This window comes from Microbulbifer sp. ABF4_148 (genome assembly GCF_056158985.1).
Window position 1 is genome coordinate 3,073,683 of sequence record NZ_JBSWUI010000001.1, and the last position, 19,205, is coordinate 3,092,887.

A 19,205-nucleotide genomic window follows, 5' to 3' on the forward strand; every position below is an offset into this window, starting at 1 on the left:
CATCTCTGCCACACGCACAAACACGCCAGCTCAGTGCGCAACCTCACTCTCGGCTGCCGTCGCCCGCGCCAATAACTCGAGCCAGTCCTGCAACGCGTACACATCGGCAAGCGCCAGCGTCATATTCACCAGGTCACTGGCCGCATCGGGCGCAACCCCGCCGGCCCCAAACAGGGTCACCGCCTTTTGCTTGATATCGGCTTCTGCCATCGGATTTTCCGGGTCACCCCAGGCATCACGCACGAGCACTTTTCGATGACTGCCATCGCTGAGCCTGACCGTAAGGCGAGCACCAAAGTGTTGCGGGTAATTCCGGTCGAGATCCTTGCCCACTTTTACTTTGACCCGATTTCGCATTTGCACATATTCAGTACGCGATAAGGCCCCGGGTTCAAAATGCGCAAGTGCCGGTCGCCCTTCCAGCAACGTCACCGCAATACAGTGCTGCAAACTGAAGCGTGCTTCCTGGGAAGTTTGTGGCTGGGGGCGATCGCAAAATACCAGCGCATCACCAAAGGTTTCCAGCTCAATGGCCGCAATGCCATTCACCGCCCTTGGCCCCAAGCCCAGGGCAATGGCTGCATCAATGGCAGCATGCGCATGACGACAGGCGGGCCAGGGTTTGAAGCTGCACTGGTACACCTGCCAGGGCGCTTCCGGCTCCGAAACTACAGCTTGCCGATCGGCCTCCGGCGAAGTGGCCGCAAAGAACCCCTGCTGGCCATCCAGCAGGCTGGCCGGGCCACGCACGCCTTCTCTCGCCAGCAGTGCGGCCTGCACGCCAGTACGTGCGGCTTCCGCATTGTGGAGCTGCTTGCTATCCGTCGGCTCATGGCGCATCTGCCACAGGCCTCCGGTCCGGGTACCGGCATTGGCCAGCGCCCAGATACGCTGATCGGTATTCAGATCGAGTAAGTACGATGCCGCTGCGGCTGCACCGAAGGCGCCGCACGTCGATGTATTGTGAAAGAACGCGTAGTGATCGCGGCCCAACGCGCGGCCGATACGAATCATCGCTTCATAGCCAATGACGATCGCCTCGAGTAATTTCTGACTGCTGGCACCACTGAGTTGTGCGGCCGCGAGGGCTGCCGGAATGACTACCGGACCGGGATGCAACGTGGAGGTACGATGCACATCATCCATCTCCACGACATTGCCAATCGCGGCGTTATACCAGAGTGCGTCCGCCCAGTGATAACCCGACAGGCCAAACGTCATGGCAGTGCCCGGTGCGCCGCTGACCTGCAGGTGCCGACGCAATTTGGCAGCGATGTCACTGCTTGCGCCTAACGCGGCGCAGGCCAGCCAGTCCAGTAGATGCAGCTGCGCACGACGTCGATCCGCTTCTTCGACCGGTCTATCCAGCAGCGCAACAAGTTGTGGCAACAGCGGCTGGACGTCACTCATACCGCATCGCTCTTGTCAGAAAATGCCCAGCCATGAATCTGGCGGCGACGCTGCTCAAAGGCATCGATGGCCGTTTCTTCCTGCAGCGTGAGCGAAATCGGATCCAGTCCTTGCAGCAGCATTTCCCGTGCACCGGCGTCCAGCTCGAACGCAAACTGCAGCGCACTACCCGCCTGCACCTGCAACTTCTCCAGGTCGACGGTTACCCGATGCACTTCCGGATCCGCCTGCACATACTCGGCAATCCTGCGGATATCCGTTTCATCGAGCTGCACCGGCAAAATGCCATTGCGAATACAGTTGGTATGGAAAATCGCCCCAAAACTGCCGGCGATAATGGTGCGAATTCCGAATTCCCGCAGCGCCCACACGGCGTGCTCACGAGAGGAACCACAACCGAAGTTATCACCGGCGAGTAAAATGCTGGTATCCGCATAGGCGGACTGGTTCAGGACAAAATCGGGATTGGGCTCACGTCCGCCGGGCATAGTGTAGCGCCACGCTGCAAACATGCCCTCGCCCAGCCCGTCTTTGGAAACGCGCTTCATTTCCCGGGACGGAATAATCGCATCGGTATCAATATTGCGACGGAGAATCGGCGCGGCGACACCGGTGTGAACAGTAAACGGTTTCATCATGCCTGTGCCTCCTGCACGGTAGCACTATCGCCCACATGTTCTACATCAGGCGCTTCTGCGGCAGCGATATGGCCGGCGATGGCCGAAGCTGCCACCGTGGCAGGACTGGCCAGGTGGGTACGTGTACCCGGCCCCTGACGCCCCTCAAAGTTGCGATTGGTGCTCGAAATCACCCGCTTGCCCGGCCCGAAGGTTTCGCCACCGGCAAAGAAGCACATGGAGCAACCGGAGTCCCGCCACTCGAAACCCGCAGCCTCAAAAATTTTGTCGAGTCCTTCCGCCTCTGCCTGCCGTTTCACCCGGCGCGATCCGGGCACCACCACGCCCGCCACACCGGGCGCGATCTGTTTACCGCGCACGATATCTGCGGCGATACGCAGATCGCTGATCCGGCTGTTGGTACAGGAACCGATAAACGCCGCATCAATGGCGATATCCTGCAATCGACGACCGGGTTCCAGTGCCTGGTATGCCAGCGCTTTGTGCGCGAGCTCGGCGCGGGCCGGACTCAGGCTCTGGGGGACCGGAATCACCCAGTCGACACCCACCGCATGCTCGGGGCTGGTACCCCAGGTCACCATCACCGGTATCTCACTGGCGTCGATCTCGATTTCCCGATCGAACAGCGCACCGTCGTCACTGCGCAGCGTGCGCCAGTATTCGCAGGCGCGCTGCCAGTCTTCGCCTGCCGGCGCCCGATCGCGCCCGGCAAAATACGCTTCGGTTTTGTCGTCCGGGGCGATCAATCCGGTAAACGCAGAGAATTCCACCGCCATATTGCACAACGTCAGGCGTGCTTCGACCGGTAGCGCCTGAATCGCGTCACCGGCAAATTCCACCGCATAACCACTGCCGCCATCGGCGCCGTGCTGGGCAATCAAATACAGAATCATGTCTTTGGCAGTGACACCGGCACGCAACTGACCACGGAAAGTCACACGCATGGTGCGGGGCCGGCGCACGCGTAAAGTATTGGTGGCCAGGGCATGTTCCGCTTCGCTCGAGCCAATCCCCCAGGCCAGCGCACCGAGACCACCGAGGCTGCAGGTATGGCTGTCAGGACAAACCAGTGTCAGGCCCGGCAATGCGATACCCTGTTCCGGGGAGACCACATGGGCAATGCCCTGATCGGGATGCTGCACATCAAACAGGTGGATACCGGAAGCATTGGCCGCTTCGCGGGTCGCGAGGATAAAGTCGGTACCGGAAGGCATCAGGGTTTTATCGCCGCGACCGGGAAAGGTATCGACGATATGGTCCATGGTGCAGAACACCCGCGAGGGATCCCGCACCTGGTAGCCCGCGCTGTGCAGGCTCTTCAGGGCAATTGAACCGGTGCGCTCATGCAGGAACACCCGATCGATGTAGATCAGTGACTCGCCGCTGGGCAGTACGCAAACCTCGTGCTCCGCCCAGAGTTTGTCGAACAAGGAAGCAGCGTTGTGCGCTGTCATTATTGTTGCCTCATCGCGCGCTCGCCGGAGAAAGACCGGCCAGCGTTATAGAACCCTAATTGACCTATTATTATATCATTAGAGCTTAATCGCAATGCCAAAGTGACAGCACACGGCGACGGTCGGTTACGCTATTGTCAGCTCAACCAGCTCGTAATTAGTTTGCATGTAGCCTTCGGCACCGGCACGTAGCAGGATGTAATCATTGTCCGCGGTGACCCAGATGTTGTACGGCGGATGCTCTTCCGGCAATCCCTCTGCGGTATCGGTCACCTGAAAATGCCGCGCCAGGAAGGTACCCGCGGGCACGGTGATTTCCTCTTCCCCCACATAGACGAGAGAAAAACCAATCGGGAACAACATTGGCCCGGTGGCACCGCGGTGATCCGGAGAGGACAGCATCATGTTGGGAATACGCTGCTTGCCCGGGCCCTGCGACAAGTCATACAACTTCATCAGCAGACCGTCACCAAAGATGGGGTGACACTGCATCCAGCGCACCGGTTCATCCACCTCAATACGCTGGGTGATGCGTCCGTCACGATGGTTGAACGTCTCACACTCCACATAGTTTTTGGTGAAACGGAACCAACCACTGCCTTCGAACCGATTGCCAACACTCAGGCGCACCGAGCAATCCAACGGACGCGAAGTCTCGTGATCCATCGCCTGGGAGACATCGCGGATGACCGGCGGTGCATCGTCGATCTCGCAGTGCGCGAGCAGCACATCGGTACCGTCCGGCTGTTGGGTAAGCGTGAAATACTCGCGCCCACGCTCCTCATCCATACGCTCTGGTTTTTTGCTGGTGTACTGCAACTTGCCGCGAATGGTGCGGTATCCGTCTCTCGCCATTGAACTGACTCACTCGTTAAAACTTGTTCCACCGGGACACCCTTTCCGGGTCATCCCGATGACATACCAACGTAATCTTTTATTGTGGCTGCGCAACAGACCAATTCATCAGGCTGTCGCGGCAACCGCGGGCTCTGGAGCGCTCTTCGACTGCACGTCGCGCACCTGGAACACACAGATAAACGCCACCACAATCAGGGCCGCAAAAATCATGAACGGCACATTGTAGGAGCCGTAGGCTTCATACATGACGCCGGTCAGCCAGATGCCCAGTCCGCCGCCAATCGCGTCCATCACGGTGATGGTACCCAGAATTTTACCCGCGGCCTTGAGGCCGAAGCAGTTCATCGCGGAGAGCTGCAACATGGTGTACACGCCACCCCAGCCCAGACCAAAGGCGACCACCGCAAACCACAGTAAGCCTTCCTGCATCATGCCGAGGCAGATCGCGCCCAACAGCATGACCAGCAAGTTGGAAACAAACACCACCGTGCGATCCAATTTATCTGCCAGTAAGCCGAACAGGAATTTACCCACCAGCGCACACAGGAAGAACGTGGAAATCGCGTTGGTCGCAACATCCGCGGAAAACTCCAGGTCACGCATATGCAGGAACAAGTGCGCCTGCACACCCAGCACGGTATAGAAGGTGGTCATGGCAATGGTGGCCAGCGCCCAGAAAGAACGCGTCTTCAACGCCTCGCCATAGGCGACACCCGGCAGGCTGGCACTGGAAGCACCGGCGGCAGATGTCGAGTCCGCACCGCCAACAGGCGCCATGCCGCGATCCGCAGGCCGATTACGAATCACAAAAATCGTCAGCACCAACATGATGATCGGGAACACAATTTCAGACTGCATGGAAACGCGCCAGCCGAACATCTCGTTCATCGCATTGCCGTACTGTGGCAACAGAGCCCCACCAAGACTGGTCCCCACCAGCGCGATACCGATCGCTGTTCCGCGCTTTTCCACGAACCAGTGCGAGACCAGAATAACGGCCGCATTGAGACCGCAAAGGACCAGCACGATCCCCAGCAGCGCGTGAATGCCATACAGGCCAGCGAGCGACTGCAACTGGCTGTAGAAGAAGTAACCCACGGCCAGCAACACCCAGCCGACCATCATGCACACCCGCACACCAAAACGGTCCAGCAGGACACCCAGCAACGGCGCAGTGAGACCGGCAACCAGGAAGGTCACCATGTCACGGAATTTCAGTGCCCCGCGATCCCAGCCAAATTCATTCAGCAACGCCTCATCAAAAACCGGCAGGCCGGTGATGCTCATACCGTTACTGACCATGAGTGCCAGACCGGCAAGCACTGCCATCATCCAGGGATACATTTTCTTCATGGGAACCGCTCCAATTATTTTTATAGATACATCTTGAATCGTTTCAGTTAGATCACACCACGTTCAGATAGTGCCTGAATAGTGCTGCCGATCGCATCGGTAAAGTGCTTTCTATCCGGTAATACCAGCGTGCCTTCCTGCAGCATGGAGTTGGCGGGGTAAACGCCCTGCCCTGCATACACATCGGCAAATAGCTCCAGACGTTGGCGTGCGAGGGTATTGGTCATCGCCGGGCGGCGACGCGCCGCGCGCAAATGTTCGATATCCACCTCACCGTTACCGCACATGGACTCTCCAGGTCCGGCCACACCGAGCAATGCACCATGGGCATCCACGACCTGCGAATAGCCGTCGGTTGAGGCCTCGGGGAACGCGATACCGCTGATGCCCGCACTGTTGGCGGAAACCACGTACACCATGTTTTCGTAGGCACGGGCGCGCTTGGCGATATTCTTGGGCGTATCTTCCGGACTGCCGACTTCGCTACTGGAATGACAGATCACCTCGGCACCGCGTAAAGCCAGCGCCCGGGTAATTTCCGGATAGAGAATCTCTTCAGAGGCCACGCAGGCAAGCCGGCCGATGTCGGTATCGACAACCGGGAACAGTGCATCGGCACCATAAATATCGAGGTATTTATCCAGGACATCGTGCGGCGTCGGCGCATACATTGAGACCAGCCGACGATAGCGCAGGATCACATCGCCCGACGGCGAGAGAATAAAACTGGTTTGGAAATAGAGCCCAGGGAAGTGCTTATCCAGCTCATAGGCGTTACCGGACAGATAAACACCGGCCTTTTGAGCCAGCGCGCCGAGCGCAGCATATTCAGGGCCATCCACTTCAATGCACGCCTTGTCGGCCCACTCGGGAATGGTTTCACGCAGGGGAAATCCGGTCAGGAAGTATTCCGGCAGCACCACCAGTTTGGTGGTAACACCGCCGAACGAACCAATAAATGCCTTACTGCCCAGCAGGAGCTTTTCAATACGGCCAATACTGTCCAGCATGCTGCGACGTGCGCCGGCGGCATCCAGACTGTTGACCGCGGCGCAGTTCACCTGCAGCGCCAGTGCGTTGTAGGACTCAACCTGACTCATGCAGATACCTCCGATGCGGTGTCAACGCCGTCGATAAGACGGACCACAAACTCGCCAGTCCCTTCGCGCAGCGCCTTGATTTCCTGATACTCCGGGGAATCCCAGAATCGACGCGCAGCAGCCATGTCGGGCCACTCGTGCATGACCACCTTATGAATGCCCGGCTCGCCTTCGAGCGGCTCGACGGCACCCGCAATAATTCGGTAAACACCACCGAACTGCTGGACCAGCGGCTGCACCGCCGCTGCATACCGCGCAAATTCCGCCGGCTTGTGGATGGTGGCTTCTACAAAGATAAATGCCGCCATAAAAAGTTACCTCTTATTCTTTTTCTCCGGTGACACAGGCAGAACCTCAGCTTTGCGTCTCCGGCTCACTCACCCGGTAGGGGAAGATTGCCGACCGTTTTTCCATAAAGGCAGCGGTTCCTTCCGCACAATCAACACCGGTAAACGCCTCAGCGAACAGTCGATCTATTTCTTCGGCACTGCGTTCACCGTGCCCCTCGATCCGGGCCAGCACCGCCTTGATGCCGCGCAGTGAATACTGGGATGCAGACGCCAGCTCCTGCGCGAGCGACGCCACAGCAGCGGCAAGATCCTCCTGCGGAACCACACCGCTCAGCATGCCCATCTGGTCTGCCCGGGCTGCGTCAAACACCTGACCGCGATACAGAATATCTCGCGTATTGGCCGGACCGACCAGGTTGTACAGACGACGGGTATCGCGTTCGCTGTACATCAACCCCAGTTTCGCGGGGGTAACCGCAAAACGCGCATTGTCTGCCGCGAGCCGGAAGTCGCAGGCCAGCGCCAGGCCACAGCCGCCGCCAACACAGGCACCGTAGATCATGGCAATGGTCGGTTTTTCCAGCGCTTCCAGCGCGGCCTGAGCACTTTGTACCGCTCTGTTATTGGCGGCAAGTCGCTCAGGGTCGCGGGCCAGCTCGGTAAATTCACCGATGTCCGCACCCGCGCTAAAGGCTTTCTCTCCGGCACCACGCACGATCACAGCACGGACTTCCGGGTTACGGGCTAACGTCGCAACTTCCTGCTCCAACTGCTCCCACATTGACTGACTCAGCGCATTGCGTCTGACCTCATGGTCAATCACGAGGGTCGCCAAGCTTCCGGCCGTTTGTGTATAAACCTTACCAGTCACAGGGTTTCTCCAGGGTCTGAAAATCCGGGCCCAGCGGGCAGCGATTCGATAATGTTATATACATATATCTTTATAATCAATTGTACGCTAGACTGACTTTCGCGACATCAACGAATAAGCAGAAAAAGCAGAAGGAGTATCACCATGCTTTCCGCCAAAAGCCTCGTCGGCCTGATTGCCGCGGCCGGTATTACTGCCCTGAGCAGTGCCGCCGCAGCGGCCACCATTGATCTGAATACACCGGAAGGTGTCGTCAAAGTCAACCGAAAGATCCAGTGCAATCTGCAGGACAATAAAGAGGAAGCCTACGTTTGGCACGGCCGCGCCTACTCTCGCGTGCCCGGCGAACGTGACAAGCACCTGTTTAACCTGCAGGGCTACAACATCCGCCAGTGCACAACCGTCAATGACCCCAAGCGCGGTGAAGGTTTCCGCCAGGTCAGCCGGGAAATCATGCTGTATCTGGATCCCAAGACCAACGAAGTCCTGAAGACCTGGGAAAACCCCTGGACCGGCGAGACTGTGGACGTTATCCACGTTGCCAACGACCCGGTAAATGGCCGCCCGACCTTCGGCAAAACCGCCGAAGGTAAAACCCTGCCCTTCCGCCACGAGGTGATCGGCAACACCTGGCAGGCCAACTGGGAAATCCCACTGTTCTACACCAACCCGCTGGCAGGCGACTACCAGAAGTATGTAGGCGGCACCTACCACGCCACCGAAATCTTCGATTTCTATGGTGACTACAAGGAACTGCTGGACGACAGCAAAGACACGGCCTACGCGCGCGTCGCCTGGGTGCGTATCTCCGACTGGCTTCCCTGGATGGAAATGGGCAGCCGCAGCGGCGACATGTATTTCAACGCCCAGGGCGGCAAGGTGGAATCCTGGGACCTGCTGCCGGAAGTCATGAAAGAAGCGATTGCCAAGGATTATCCGAAATATCGTCATGCGCCGCCGGTAGACGACAAGCGCCCGAACGAAACCTCCTGGACCTACTTCAAGAAGGTACTCGACAAGCGTGCCGCCAAGCAGGACAAGAAGGCGTCCGGGTCAGGTCACTGACCCAAAACCGCTACTCAGTTTTAGTCTCACAGGCTAGCCACCGGCCCTCGCGGCCGGTTGGCATTTCTCTGAAACCATACCCTCTTCCCGCCCCCAGTACCTCCGTGGCGCGGTAACAGCCTCCTGTACCCGTCAATTCATCGCAGCGACAGATTTAGCTCGTTAAAACCTATTGACATAACGTTATAATTTTATACCTTAGTAAAGACCGCCAATTTGGCGCATAATTCTACGAGCTCGCTGTACTTTGTTCGTGAGAAAGGTCATCCGATAAAAATATAACCGGAGAGCAACATGAATTCTCAGCACCCCCGCCAGAAGCTTCTGAGCCGTGCTATTGCCGCAACCCTGCTGGCTGGCGCCAGTGGCTACTCTGTGGCCCAGGCCGACCAGTCTGCATCCAACACCGTCGAAGAAATCGTGGTTACTGCACGTAAGAAAGACGAGAGGCTGCAAGATGTACCGCTCTCCATCAATGCCATGAACGAGGCAATGCTGGAAGACGCAGGTATTGCCAACCTGACCGATGTCGCCGACTTTACCCCCGGCTTTGACTTCGCCCAGTCTTTTGGCCGCCAGGACTTCCGTCCGGCTATTCGCGGCCAGTCCAACATCCAGGGTGGCGCCAACGCCGGTCTGTTTGTGGATGGGATCTACGTAGGCGAAGGCGGCCCCACCTTCCCGACTTCCGCGCTGGAGCGTGTCGAAGTGGTTAAGGGCCCCCAGAGCACCCTCTACGGTCGCGCGACGCTCGCCGGCGCGATCAACTACGTACTGAAAAAGCCCACTGACTCCCATGAGCGCGAAATCGGCGCCACTGCCGGCCAGCACGGTGAGATTCGCACCGACGTCACCCTGAGCGGTCCGCTGTCTGAAACCATGGGTTACATGGTGTCTGCCAGCCACTACCAGTACGACGGCCAATACGAAAACGGCTTCCAGGGCAACGTTCTCGGCGCTCCGGCCAATAACGACGACATCGGCGGTGAGCAGTCCCAGAGCTTTGTCGGCGTACTGTCATTTGCACCCTCGGATACCTTCGACGGTCACGTCAGTGTGATGTGGGAAGACTCCAAGGATGACCCCTACGCGATCGGCCTGCTGCCCGCCGGCAACAACAATTGCGGCTTTGGCCCTGCCGATGCACCGGCCTCCGCACCAGGTGACGTGGGCGCCGGGTACAACAACAGTGGATACTTCTGTGGCGAGGTAAAGGCTGAAGACGCGCTTGCAGCGAACGACGGCAAGACCAGCCTGGAAACCGGCTACTACGACGACATGGGCACCCAGTTTGAGGCCCTGCGCACCAACCTGACCATGAACTGGGCCCTGGGTGACTTCACCCTGAGCTCCAAGACTGGCTACGCCGACTACAGCAGCGAAGCGCGTCAGGACCAGGGTTTCGGCGGTAGTGACTTCTACTTCCTGAACATGATGGACTTTTCCACGTTCCAAACGTTTTCCATTCCGACACGCTTTGGCATGCTGAGTGAAGATCACAGTGACTCTTCGGAAACCAGCCAGGAATTCACCCTGCGCTCTTCCGACGCCGAAGCATTCCGCTATATGGCAGGCCTCTCCTACTATGCCTACGAGAGCAACGGCAAAACCCGTAACTCTTCCCAGGACGGCGGCCTTGCGCCTGTCGCACCGGGCTATGATGTCCTGCCCCTGAGTGAAGTGGCGGAGCGCACTGCGGAAAATGTTTCGGTCTACGCGGGCTTGTCCTACGACTTCAACGACAGCCTGACCGTCGACGCAGAATTGCGTAGCAGCCGCGAGACTGTTGAAGCCAATGGCGGCACCGCAGATCTGGATTTCTCCCAGACCTACACTGCCCTGTTGCCACGTGTCAGCCTTTCCTGGAAAGCGTCTGACGACATGATGCTGTACAGCACCATCAGTAAGGGCAACAAGCCGGGCAATATCAACACGACTTCTGACCTGCTGGACAACCAGCGTGAAGTGCGTGAAGAAACCGCGCTGAACTTTGAGGCCGGTATCAAGTCCACCCTGATGGACGGTCGTGCGACCGTGAATGCGGCAGCCTACTACATTGACTGGGAAGACCAGCAGCTGACCAACACCACCTCCGGTGCGTCTGGCTTTGGTGCCTACTCCATCCTGACCAACCTGGGTCAGACGGAAATTCAGGGCCTCGAGCTGGATATTACTGCGCGCGTAACGGACTTCTGGGACGTGTATGCGGGCTACGCCCTGACCGATACCGAGATCAAGGAATATCGCCTGGATGCGCAGGACCACCTGTCGGCGTTCGGCAGCATGCTCAGTGGCTACGAAGAAGCACTGCAGCTTGGCTTCCCGGCAGATCCAGCGACCGGCGACGTGATCATTTCCGGCACCGAGCTACCGCAGGTTTCCAAGCACCAGTTCACCTTCTCCAACACCCTGCACGGTGAACTCAATGGAGACTGGGGCTGGTTTGCGCGCGCTGACGTTCTGTACCGTTCCAAGCGTTATGCGCAGGTTTACAACCAGGCACATACCGGTGATGCCACCAAGGTGAATCTACGTGTTGGATTCCAGAGCCAATCTCTGGACCTGGCGCTGTGGGTCAACAACCTGACCGATGATGACACCTCTCCGGCGCTGATCCGCTACGTGGAAACCACCAGCGAAGGGTTGTTCAACTTCGGCCCGAACCGTGCCATTGGTGCGACCCTGCCGGAGCAGCGTGCGGCGGGTGTTACTGCCAGCTACCGCTTCTGATTTTCTCTCATGATCTGCAAGACTTGCCCCGCTTAATGCGGGGCTTTTTTATCTGGGCCGCCAACAGAGAAGCCCGGGAACCCAATCGCAAACTAGCTTTGCAGATCGGCCAGCGCCGCCTTCAACGCGGTGAACCTCGCTCCCTGATCCCCTGTCACAGCCGACACACTGACACACTCCGGCAAATCGGCCTCGAGCATTCGGCCAGTGTACTGGCGCAACAGTGAGCCCTCCCAGTGCAGTATCTTTGTCGGCACGGTGAGTGATGCCATTTGCCTTGGATCCTCATTCTCCATCGCCAATCTGTAAGCCATGGCATAGTCCGTCCCGGCGCGCAGGTAGTGCATCGCAGTTTCGTGGACCAGCGCAGCTGGAACATTTCCTGGCCCCACCCTGCTGTCTTCGTTTTTGGCGTACCAGGGGAAATATTCAAACATACTACTGGCAATCTCCCAGGCGAGCTGCAGGTGAGCCCCATCGGCTTGCAGTTCAAGTTCCGGAAAATAAGATTGCATCAAGGCGTCGCGCTCATCAGCGTAAAACCAGGCGACATTCTCCAGCAGTAACCCGTCTACTTTTTGCGGATAGGCCTTGGCGAATTCAATCGCGATCTGCGCGCCGGTTGCGTTACCGTAGATCAGTGGCCGCTCGAGACCGAGGGCATCGATAAACGCATTCAACACCGCGACATAAGGGGACAAATTTTTGGCGGGCTCGGGCAGAGGATCCGAGTCGCCGTAGCCCGGCGTATCCATGGCAATACAATGCACCTGCGACGCCAGCTGATTCATCAATGGCACCATAAATCCGGACGAGAGAGGCGAAGGGTGCAATAGCACCAGCGGGCGGCCATCACCCGCCTCGCGATAGTGCACATGCTGAATGGCGCCATGCTCGGCGCCATCGGAAAAAAGGCGACGGTTCAAATGGACATAATTTCGCTGGATGTTCATTCACTCACTTCCAAACTGCGCATCGAAAACCTGGCGCACAACCCGCACTCCCGACGCAATCGATCAACAAACTTTCACAATAAGGCACGTACGACCCTAAATCATCGCCATACGCTGGTATAGTTACAGCGCTGAAAATAACTGACGTTTCCCACCAGCCAGTGGTACCCCTTGAACGCATCACTCCGAAGTATCTTACCGCTTGCGCTGCTCGCGATGGCCAGCCCGGTGGCGATGGGCCTGGTGGTGCCCGCACTTCCCAATATGGCCGCAGACTTCGCTGTCAGCGACCGCCATATTCAGTGGGTCGTGACGGCTTTTCTGGTCACTATTGCCGCCGGGCAGCTCGTTTATGGCCGCCTCGCGGACAGCTGGGGCCGACGCCCGGCCCTGATTCTGGGCATGTCGCTATTCACCCTGGGAAGCATCGCCACCATCTTCGCACCGGATGCCAACAGCCTGATTGCCGCCCGCGTGTTACAGGCCTTCGGTACCTGCGCTGGTATGGCCATTGCGCGGACCATGGTGGTCGATGTGCACGGCAAGCAAGCCGGCGGCGCCATGCTGGGCTACATCGTCAGCGTGATGGCCATCGCCCCGGCGGTAGCACCACTGCTCGGCGGCTGGGTGACAGATCAGTACCACTGGCGGGTAGCGCTGGAAATTGCACTCGCCTTCTCGATACTGACATTGTTTGTGGCCCTGACCCGCAGAGAAACCCGGCCGGACTCCGGCCAGCACAGTGATCAAAATGCAACGGGATGGCGGCGAGACCTGACGCAGCTGTTTCACAACCGCAAGTATCTCCACTACACCGTCAATGCTTCCTGCCTTTCCATCGCGTTCTTCGCGTTTGTGGGTACAGCGCCGTTTATTCTTGCCAACCAGCTGCACGTTTCCGCCACCGAGTACGGTCGCTGGTATCTGTTGATGGCCGCGGGAACCGCAGCAGGCAGCTATGCGACGGGACGCTTGAGCGGTCGATTTACCGGCGACCAGCTGATTACACTCGGCAATCAAATTTCAGCGCTTGCCGCTGCTGTCATGATGATTCTGTTTATCACCCTGCCCCCTTCCCTGCCCGGCATGTTTCTGCCGATGGCCGTACTGATGATCGGGCGAGGACTCAGCCAGTCCCAATGTGTTGCCGCTGCCGTTGCGGCAGCGCCCGGTAGCGCGGGCAGCGCATCCGGTGCACTGGGCTTTATACAGCTGATGGCCGGAGCAATCGGCACCCAATTGAGCTTGTGGTTAGCCCAGCAGCAATTGCTGGCTTTCGCAGGTTTGATCCTGCTGATGCCAGCATTTGCGCTGATTCTGCAAAAAGCCTATGTGCGTAAAGAACAGCAGGCCGAGTACAACAACCGCTGAAGACGACCGGGCCGGGACATCGCCTGCTGCACGGGCAAAGGCCTTAATCGAGACCCAGTACGCCAGGATTCATCAAACCGTTGGGGTCAAGCTGACGCTTGACCGCACGCACCAGTTCCATTGCTGGTTCCTGCAGCGCACCGCAGTAAGCATAGCCGCGGCCGACCTGCAGATGCGCTGCGCCGATCTCCGCATACGCTTCAACCAGATCCGTCCGAATGGTCATCACGGCGGCGCGCGCCTCAGGACTCGCAGCGAACGTTTGCAGGCGCTCCAGGTGTGCGTCCTCGACCGCATGTCGATGCAACGCTTCCAGTTGGTCCGGCCAGAAGAAGACCGGCTCCAGCACGAAACAATGCGTCGAAACCGTCGACACCAAATAACCAATACCGATATCGAACTGTTCTATCGCCTGGCGGTGCGCCGCAAACACAGCTTCACTGCGCGCGTATACTTCGCCAGCGAGGGAATGCGGCACCAGAGCGTGCACCGGCGCCCAGCGTTCACCATTCGGGCCAACCATATTGTTGACCGGTCCAAAAGGATTCGCGCGCAGTACCTTGGGAATCGTATTTTCCAGTTCCCGTCCGTGATGCTCACCAATCAACTTGCGTACCGCGTCCAGTCGCGCAACCGCACCTGCCTCGCAGTGGTCTTCGAGCACCAGATGGAGAGACCACTTGACGTCATCCATATAGCGGCGGCCCGCCATGGCAATACGCGCTACCTCTTTGAGGCCCTTGCCAAGACCACCGGCACCACGCATCACGCCACCCAGCGCTTTCACATCCGTCGCCAGGCTCTCGCGGCGCATGCGCTGCTCCTGCAGGAATGGATCGAAACCGAAGCACTCCATCGCCAGACTGCGGCGGGAAATCTCGCTCATAAAGCTGGACTGGGAGGCATAGTCTTCGAAAGCAATGGAGACGTAGCGTCGCGCGGGCAGTGCCGCAAGCAGTCGCAGGGTGACAGTCGCCTTGCACCCCAGCGCACCACAGTCTCCGGTAAACAGTCCGGTAATATCCGGGCCATGCTGCCGCAAAAACGGTCGGGTATTGGCTTTGGCCGCAGAGCCCGTAGACAGCACGGAGCCATCTGCCAGCACCACATCCATGGAAAGTACGGAATCCGGCGCGAAACCAAATTGGCCCGACCCCCAGAAAATGCTGTTCTGTGAGACGCTGCCGCCCACGGTGGCAAACCGCCCGGACAACGTTCCCCAGTAAGGAGTGCGCAACCCATGCGGCTCGAGGGCTTCATGCAGTGCCTGCCAGGTACAACCCGCTTCAACCGTTACGGTCATATCGTCACGATTGACGTCCAAGACGCGATTCATACGGCAACTGTCAATCACCACCGCACCGCCAACCTGTGGCAGATAGCCTGCGGTATACGACATACCACCACCACGGGGCACAATCGCGATACCTGCCGCCGCGCAGACTCGCACGACCTGTGTCAGTTGTTCGGTGCTCGCTGGCCGAACGATCAGCTGCGCCGTGCCGCCACGGTAAGCGACATCCTGGCTATACAGCTCTCGGGATGCCTGATCATTCAGGACATGATCAGCGCCCAGCACTGCACAGAGCTGTTCATACAATGCGGATTCATTCTTCGCACGTCCGGCAGCACCGGATATCTTTTCTTCATCGGCACTCATTGACCGGCCTCCGCACTGCCGGCGTCAAGATAGTTCAGCAGCTGGTCAATTTCGCTGTCACTCAGGCGATTCATGTAAACCATGCGCGAACCCGGCACCGTAGACATGGGCTGCTTGATCCAACGAACCAGCGTTTGCCGATCCCACGTCAGGCCGCTTTGCTGCAATGCCGACGAGTAGTTGAACCCTTCCTGACTGGCAGCAGCGCGCCCAACGATACCAAACAAGTTCGGGCCCAGGCGGTGAGGCTCGTCGGCACCCAGCGTATGGCAGGCCACGCAAGCCTGAAACGCGCGCGCTCCAGCCTCATCAACTGCGTCAACGACAGCATCGGATGCCTGTTCGGCTTGAATCATCTCTTCGTCGGAGACTTCCCCTACCCCCGCATCGGAACCGCATCCGGACAGCAGGATCACTGTCGCGAACAGTGCGGACCAGTAACGGTGACCAAGACGCGCCGCGCCAACCTTGAAGCTGGAAGGGAATATTGAAAAAGACTGTGGTGTTCGCATCGGAGTACCTCTTGTTATTTTTCCGAAGACTCAATGTATTCAGCCGACGGCACTCAGGTCGCAAGCTCACTGGTGAAGGAGCCTGCCAGATCTGCAGGGATACTCGCCTTCGTATCCCGCTGATCCGAGAACCAACTGGCCAATTGCAGTAACTGCAGGTCGGAACCATGGCGGCCAATAATCTGCAGCCCCAGGGGTAACCCGTCGGACGTCCTGCCCATTGGTACGCTCACCGCAGGATGACCACTCATATTGGCCATATTGGTGAGGTCCGCCTGCCCTGCCGGCACAGGCTCGCTGAAATCAAACGCGGATTGGGGCGTTGTCGGCATTAACAGGAAATCCCGCTTACCGAGCAATTGGGTCAGTACCACCGCTGCGGCATCCAATCGCAGATCTGCAGCCACCAGATCGGCAGCGCTCTTGCCCGCCGCCCAGTCGAGCATCTTTTTCAGCCCGGGAGAGTAATATTCCGGATGCGCTGCCAGCCTTTCCTGCTCATGTACCAGCAGGTCCGCCTCGCACACCAGCAAACCTCCACGGCGCGCCGCCGCAGGATCGAAATGGTCACTGTCGTGTACCGCGGAAACTTCCAGCATGCTGGCGCCGGCAGCGGAGAACACTGCACAGGCATCGGTAAACCGTTGCTGAATTTCAGCAGCAACGCCCCACTCGGCCAGATCCTTGATCACCGCAAACGTGAGATTGCCTGGTTCGGCGCCGACGCGATCCATCATTACCGAGCGGGATTGTGCACTGGCCGGATCCTGCGCACACATGAGTGGCAGAATCCGCTGTAAATCTCTTGGACTGCGCGCCAGCGGCCCGATGTTGTCCAGGCGACGACTGAGAATCTGTGTACCACCGATACTGACGGCACCGATGCTGGGCTTGATCCCACTCACACCACAATAACTCGCAGGAATCCGCACCGAACCCATGGTATCGGTGCCCAGCGCGAAAGCGCACAAACCAGCCGCTACAGCGGCACCCGAGCCGCCACTGGAACCACCGGGCGTATGCGACAGGCGATGCGGATTGCGGCATTTCCCGTGGTGCGGATTGTCGTTGGTGGCCCCAAGCGCTGCCTCGTGGAGATTCAACTTACCAATAATCACGCAACCGGCCGCACGCAACCGGGACACAACAAAGGCGTCGCTGGCAGCAGGTGCAGTATCTGCGGGAATTCCCAAGCCGCCGGTAGTAACCATGCCGGCCACATCGATATTGTCTTTCACCCCGAGGGTCAGACCGTCCAGCGGAGACAACAGCCGATCTTCCTTTCGGCGGAGATCCGACGCACGCGCCGCGGCGAGGGCACCCTCAGGATCGACTGCAATATAGCTGTTGATCTGCGGGTCCAATGTCTCGATCGCCGCCAGCGTCAACTGGGTCAGTCGTTCACTGGTCAACGCGCCCTGGTCGAGCAGTCGCGCTAACTCGGTCGCGTCCTGTAGCAACAGCGTGAGATCCGACTCATCAAAAGGCAGCATGGTTTCAGTGCTCATCAGGAAAAACGCTCATCGCGCAGTCGTAACGGTTTCTGACGTTTGTCCAACTCCGTGAGCGGCGCAGTACCGCCCTCGCCCACCAGTTCTACTGTGACTTCAATCCCTATTTTGCGCTTCAGGGTTTCGGCAAATGCCGCCGTAATGCCCGGAAAATCAGATTCCGGGGCACGCGCCTCGGCGATCACGATAAATTCATCCCGACCATTATCGAGACGCTGAGCACGGCAGAAGTACTCCCCGGCAAACTCCGGATGGTCGACCAGCATGGCACCCACGCCATGCGGATAGATATTGATACCACGGATCTTGACCATATTGTCAGAACGCCCGAGGAACCCACGGATACGACGGAACGGCAGGTCGTAAGGATTCTCACCAATCACTTCTTCGGTAACGTCGCAGGTATTGAAACGAATCACCGGGTAGACATCGTCTTTGTAGAGACAGGTCACGACCATGTTGCCACGATCTCCGGCGGCGACCGGTGTGTTGTCGTCCACGTCCAGTAACTCGAGATACTGGGCATCTTCCCACACGTAAAGGCCATTGTGATCGGGCCCTTCGGCCGCGATACAGCCCGTATCGGCTACGCCGTACCAGTCGTACAGCTCTGCACCACCCCAGGCTTCACTCAGTGCCTCACGGGTTTCCATGCCCAGATGGCCAATAATCATATCGATATTGATATCTTTGCCAGGCTGAAGACCTTCTTCCCGTGCAACGGTCGAGAGCTTCTTGATGTAATCAGCAAATCCCACCAGTACATTGGTACCAAAGGTTTTCATCAGGTTCACCTGCTGCACCGACCGGGTTTCAATTCCGGTACCCGCCGAAAGGAACAGCGCGTTGGTGTAGCGATTCACTGCCTCGCGAATATAGTGGCCACCATTGATCATGCCATGGCCATAACAGGACTGGACCGTTGCCGCCGGCTTGAGCCCCATAAATCGATAGGCACGCGCTACCAGAAGCGCCTGCACCTCACGACCCTTGGCACCAAAAACAATCGGCTGCGGTGTGCCCGTCGTGCCACTGGTCGTGTGAAAGACCACGGGGGGACGCTCTTCGGCTGGCAGGTTTTCAAAGCCATTGAAATCGCCGATGGGCGGATAGTCCGCCACACTCTGCATAATGTCGGACTTGGAATAAGTGGGCAGTTTTTCGATATCGTCAATACTGCGAATATCTTCGGGCGTTACCCCGGCATTGCCCCAGAGCCGCTGGTAAAACGGAATTTCCCAGGCGCGGGCGACCAATTTCAAAAAGCGATCATTCTGTATTTTACGAAGTTCGTCGCGTGACATTCCCTGATAGCGCTGCAGAAAGTTTTCACCCAGCGGATACTCTTCCAGCATGCCGGGGTAATCAAAACTCTCATAGTAAGTGGGGTAACTCATGGGGAACTCAACTCCGATTATTCTTCGTCTGT

At 58.2% G+C, this 19,205-nt stretch carries 16 protein-coding genes; 3 read left to right on the top strand and 13 right to left on the bottom strand.

Annotated features, from left to right (window positions below):
- Positions 1–30: 30 nt before the first annotated feature.
- From ACXAD0_RS13570 to ACXAD0_RS13605, 8 genes are all read right to left on the bottom strand, one after another.
- The gene (locus ACXAD0_RS13570; protein WP_475089025.1) at positions 31–1,410 is read right to left on the bottom strand and encodes an MmgE/PrpD family protein; all 1,380 of its coding nucleotides are present in this window, start codon (positions 1,408–1,410) and stop codon (positions 31–33) included.
- Positions 1,407–2,048 (bottom strand): 3-isopropylmalate dehydratase small subunit, encoded by a 642-nt coding sequence (gene leuD / locus ACXAD0_RS13575; RefSeq protein ID WP_475089026.1) that lies wholly within the window; start codon positions 2,046–2,048, stop codon positions 1,407–1,409. The genes ACXAD0_RS13570 and leuD overlap by 4 nt, the downstream gene beginning before the upstream one ends.
- The gene (locus tag ACXAD0_RS13580; protein ID WP_475089028.1) at positions 2,045–3,502 is read right to left on the bottom strand and encodes a 3-isopropylmalate dehydratase large subunit; all 1,458 of its coding nucleotides are present in this window, start codon (positions 3,500–3,502) and stop codon (positions 2,045–2,047) included. Before ACXAD0_RS13580 ends, leuD begins: the two co-directional genes overlap by 4 nt.
- Before the next feature lie 126 nt (positions 3,503–3,628).
- Positions 3,629–4,357, bottom strand: coding sequence for a hypothetical protein (locus ACXAD0_RS13585; protein ID WP_475089029.1), 729 nt, complete (start codon positions 4,355–4,357; stop codon positions 3,629–3,631).
- Positions 4,358–4,465: 108 nt separating this feature from the next.
- A complete protein-coding gene (locus ACXAD0_RS13590) occupies positions 4,466–5,713 on the bottom strand; it encodes an MFS transporter (RefSeq protein WP_475089030.1) in 1,248 nt (415 codons plus the stop codon).
- Between the two features lie 47 nt (positions 5,714–5,760).
- Entirely contained in the window at positions 5,761–6,813 is a 1,053-nt protein-coding gene (locus tag ACXAD0_RS13595; RefSeq protein WP_475089031.1) for a nitrilase-related carbon-nitrogen hydrolase, read from the bottom strand.
- Positions 6,810–7,121 (bottom strand): DUF1330 domain-containing protein, encoded by a 312-nt coding sequence (locus ACXAD0_RS13600; protein ID WP_475089032.1) that lies wholly within the window; start codon positions 7,119–7,121, stop codon positions 6,810–6,812. Before ACXAD0_RS13600 ends, ACXAD0_RS13595 begins: the two co-directional genes overlap by 4 nt.
- Before the next feature lie 46 nt (positions 7,122–7,167).
- Complete coding sequence (locus ACXAD0_RS13605; RefSeq protein ID WP_475089033.1) at positions 7,168–7,974, bottom strand: enoyl-CoA hydratase-related protein; 807 nt, start codon at positions 7,972–7,974, stop codon at positions 7,168–7,170.
- A gap of 144 nt (positions 7,975–8,118) precedes the next feature.
- Here ACXAD0_RS13605 and ACXAD0_RS13610 point away from each other — a divergent pair, with 144 nt between their 5' ends.
- Positions 8,119–9,039 (top strand): DUF1838 family protein, encoded by a 921-nt coding sequence (locus ACXAD0_RS13610; protein ID WP_475089034.1) that lies wholly within the window; start codon positions 8,119–8,121, stop codon positions 9,037–9,039.
- 294 nt (positions 9,040–9,333) lie between these two features.
- On the top strand, positions 9,334–11,769 hold the full coding sequence (locus tag ACXAD0_RS13615) for a TonB-dependent receptor (RefSeq protein WP_475089035.1): 2,436 nt from the start codon (positions 9,334–9,336) through the stop codon (positions 11,767–11,769).
- 92 nt (positions 11,770–11,861) lie between these two features.
- On the opposite strand, the gene ACXAD0_RS13620 is transcribed toward ACXAD0_RS13615, so the two are convergent.
- Positions 11,862–12,722 carry an alpha/beta fold hydrolase gene (locus tag ACXAD0_RS13620; RefSeq protein WP_475089036.1) on the bottom strand — a complete coding sequence of 287 codons (861 nt, stop codon included), beginning with the start codon at positions 12,720–12,722 and terminating at the stop codon, positions 11,862–11,864.
- Positions 12,723–12,893: 171 nt separating this feature from the next.
- Here ACXAD0_RS13620 and ACXAD0_RS13625 point away from each other — a divergent pair, with 171 nt between their 5' ends.
- Complete coding sequence (locus ACXAD0_RS13625) at positions 12,894–14,093, top strand: multidrug effflux MFS transporter (protein ID WP_475089037.1); 1,200 nt, start codon at positions 12,894–12,896, stop codon at positions 14,091–14,093.
- Positions 14,094–14,136: 43 nt separating this feature from the next.
- On the opposite strand, the gene ACXAD0_RS13630 is transcribed toward ACXAD0_RS13625, so the two are convergent.
- From ACXAD0_RS13630 to ACXAD0_RS13645, 4 genes are read right to left on the bottom strand one after another with little or no spacing between them, the layout of a single operon-like run.
- Complete coding sequence (locus ACXAD0_RS13630) at positions 14,137–15,753, bottom strand: FAD-binding oxidoreductase (RefSeq protein ID WP_475089038.1); 1,617 nt, start codon at positions 15,751–15,753, stop codon at positions 14,137–14,139.
- Positions 15,750–16,265, bottom strand: coding sequence for a c-type cytochrome (locus ACXAD0_RS13635; protein WP_475089039.1), 516 nt, complete (start codon positions 16,263–16,265; stop codon positions 15,750–15,752). Before ACXAD0_RS13635 ends, ACXAD0_RS13630 begins: the two co-directional genes overlap by 4 nt.
- Positions 16,266–16,318: 53 nt before the next feature.
- Positions 16,319–17,773 (bottom strand): amidase, encoded by a 1,455-nt coding sequence (locus tag ACXAD0_RS13640; RefSeq protein ID WP_475089040.1) that lies wholly within the window; start codon positions 17,771–17,773, stop codon positions 16,319–16,321.
- Positions 17,773–19,173, bottom strand: coding sequence for a phenylacetate--CoA ligase family protein (locus ACXAD0_RS13645; RefSeq protein ID WP_475089041.1), 1,401 nt, complete (start codon positions 19,171–19,173; stop codon positions 17,773–17,775). The genes ACXAD0_RS13640 and ACXAD0_RS13645 overlap by 1 nt, the downstream gene beginning before the upstream one ends.
- Positions 19,174–19,205 lie beyond the last annotated feature (32 nt).

Excerpts from the sequence above, each read along its gene's own strand:
- ACXAD0_RS13570 (WP_475089025.1), bottom strand. The coding sequence starts at position 1,410 with ATGAGTGACGTCCAGCCGCTGTTGCCACAACTTGTTGCGCTGCTGGAT.
- leuD (WP_475089026.1), bottom strand. The coding sequence starts at position 2,048 with ATGATGAAACCGTTTACTGTTCACACCGGTGTCGCCGCGCCGATTCTC.
- ACXAD0_RS13580 (WP_475089028.1), bottom strand. The coding sequence starts at position 3,502 with ATGACAGCGCACAACGCTGCTTCCTTGTTCGACAAACTCTGGGCGGAG.
- ACXAD0_RS13585 (WP_475089029.1), bottom strand. The coding sequence starts at position 4,357 with ATGGCGAGAGACGGATACCGCACCATTCGCGGCAAGTTGCAGTACACC.
- ACXAD0_RS13590 (WP_475089030.1), bottom strand. The coding sequence starts at position 5,713 with ATGAAGAAAATGTATCCCTGGATGATGGCAGTGCTTGCCGGTCTGGCA.
- ACXAD0_RS13595 (WP_475089031.1), bottom strand. The coding sequence starts at position 6,813 with ATGAGTCAGGTTGAGTCCTACAACGCACTGGCGCTGCAGGTGAACTGC.
- ACXAD0_RS13600 (WP_475089032.1), bottom strand. The coding sequence starts at position 7,121 with ATGGCGGCATTTATCTTTGTAGAAGCCACCATCCACAAGCCGGCGGAA.
- ACXAD0_RS13610 (WP_475089034.1), top strand. The coding sequence starts at position 8,119 with ATGCTTTCCGCCAAAAGCCTCGTCGGCCTGATTGCCGCGGCCGGTATT.
- ACXAD0_RS13615 (WP_475089035.1), top strand. The coding sequence starts at position 9,334 with ATGAATTCTCAGCACCCCCGCCAGAAGCTTCTGAGCCGTGCTATTGCC.
- ACXAD0_RS13620 (WP_475089036.1), bottom strand. The coding sequence starts at position 12,722 with ATGAACATCCAGCGAAATTATGTCCATTTGAACCGTCGCCTTTTTTCC.
- ACXAD0_RS13630 (WP_475089038.1), bottom strand. The coding sequence starts at position 15,753 with ATGAGTGCCGATGAAGAAAAGATATCCGGTGCTGCCGGACGTGCGAAG.
- ACXAD0_RS13635 (WP_475089039.1), bottom strand. The coding sequence starts at position 16,265 with ATGCGAACACCACAGTCTTTTTCAATATTCCCTTCCAGCTTCAAGGTT.
- ACXAD0_RS13640 (WP_475089040.1), bottom strand. The coding sequence starts at position 17,773 with ATGAGCACTGAAACCATGCTGCCTTTTGATGAGTCGGATCTCACGCTG.
- ACXAD0_RS13645 (WP_475089041.1), bottom strand. The coding sequence starts at position 19,173 with ATGAGTTACCCCACTTACTATGAGAGTTTTGATTACCCCGGCATGCTG.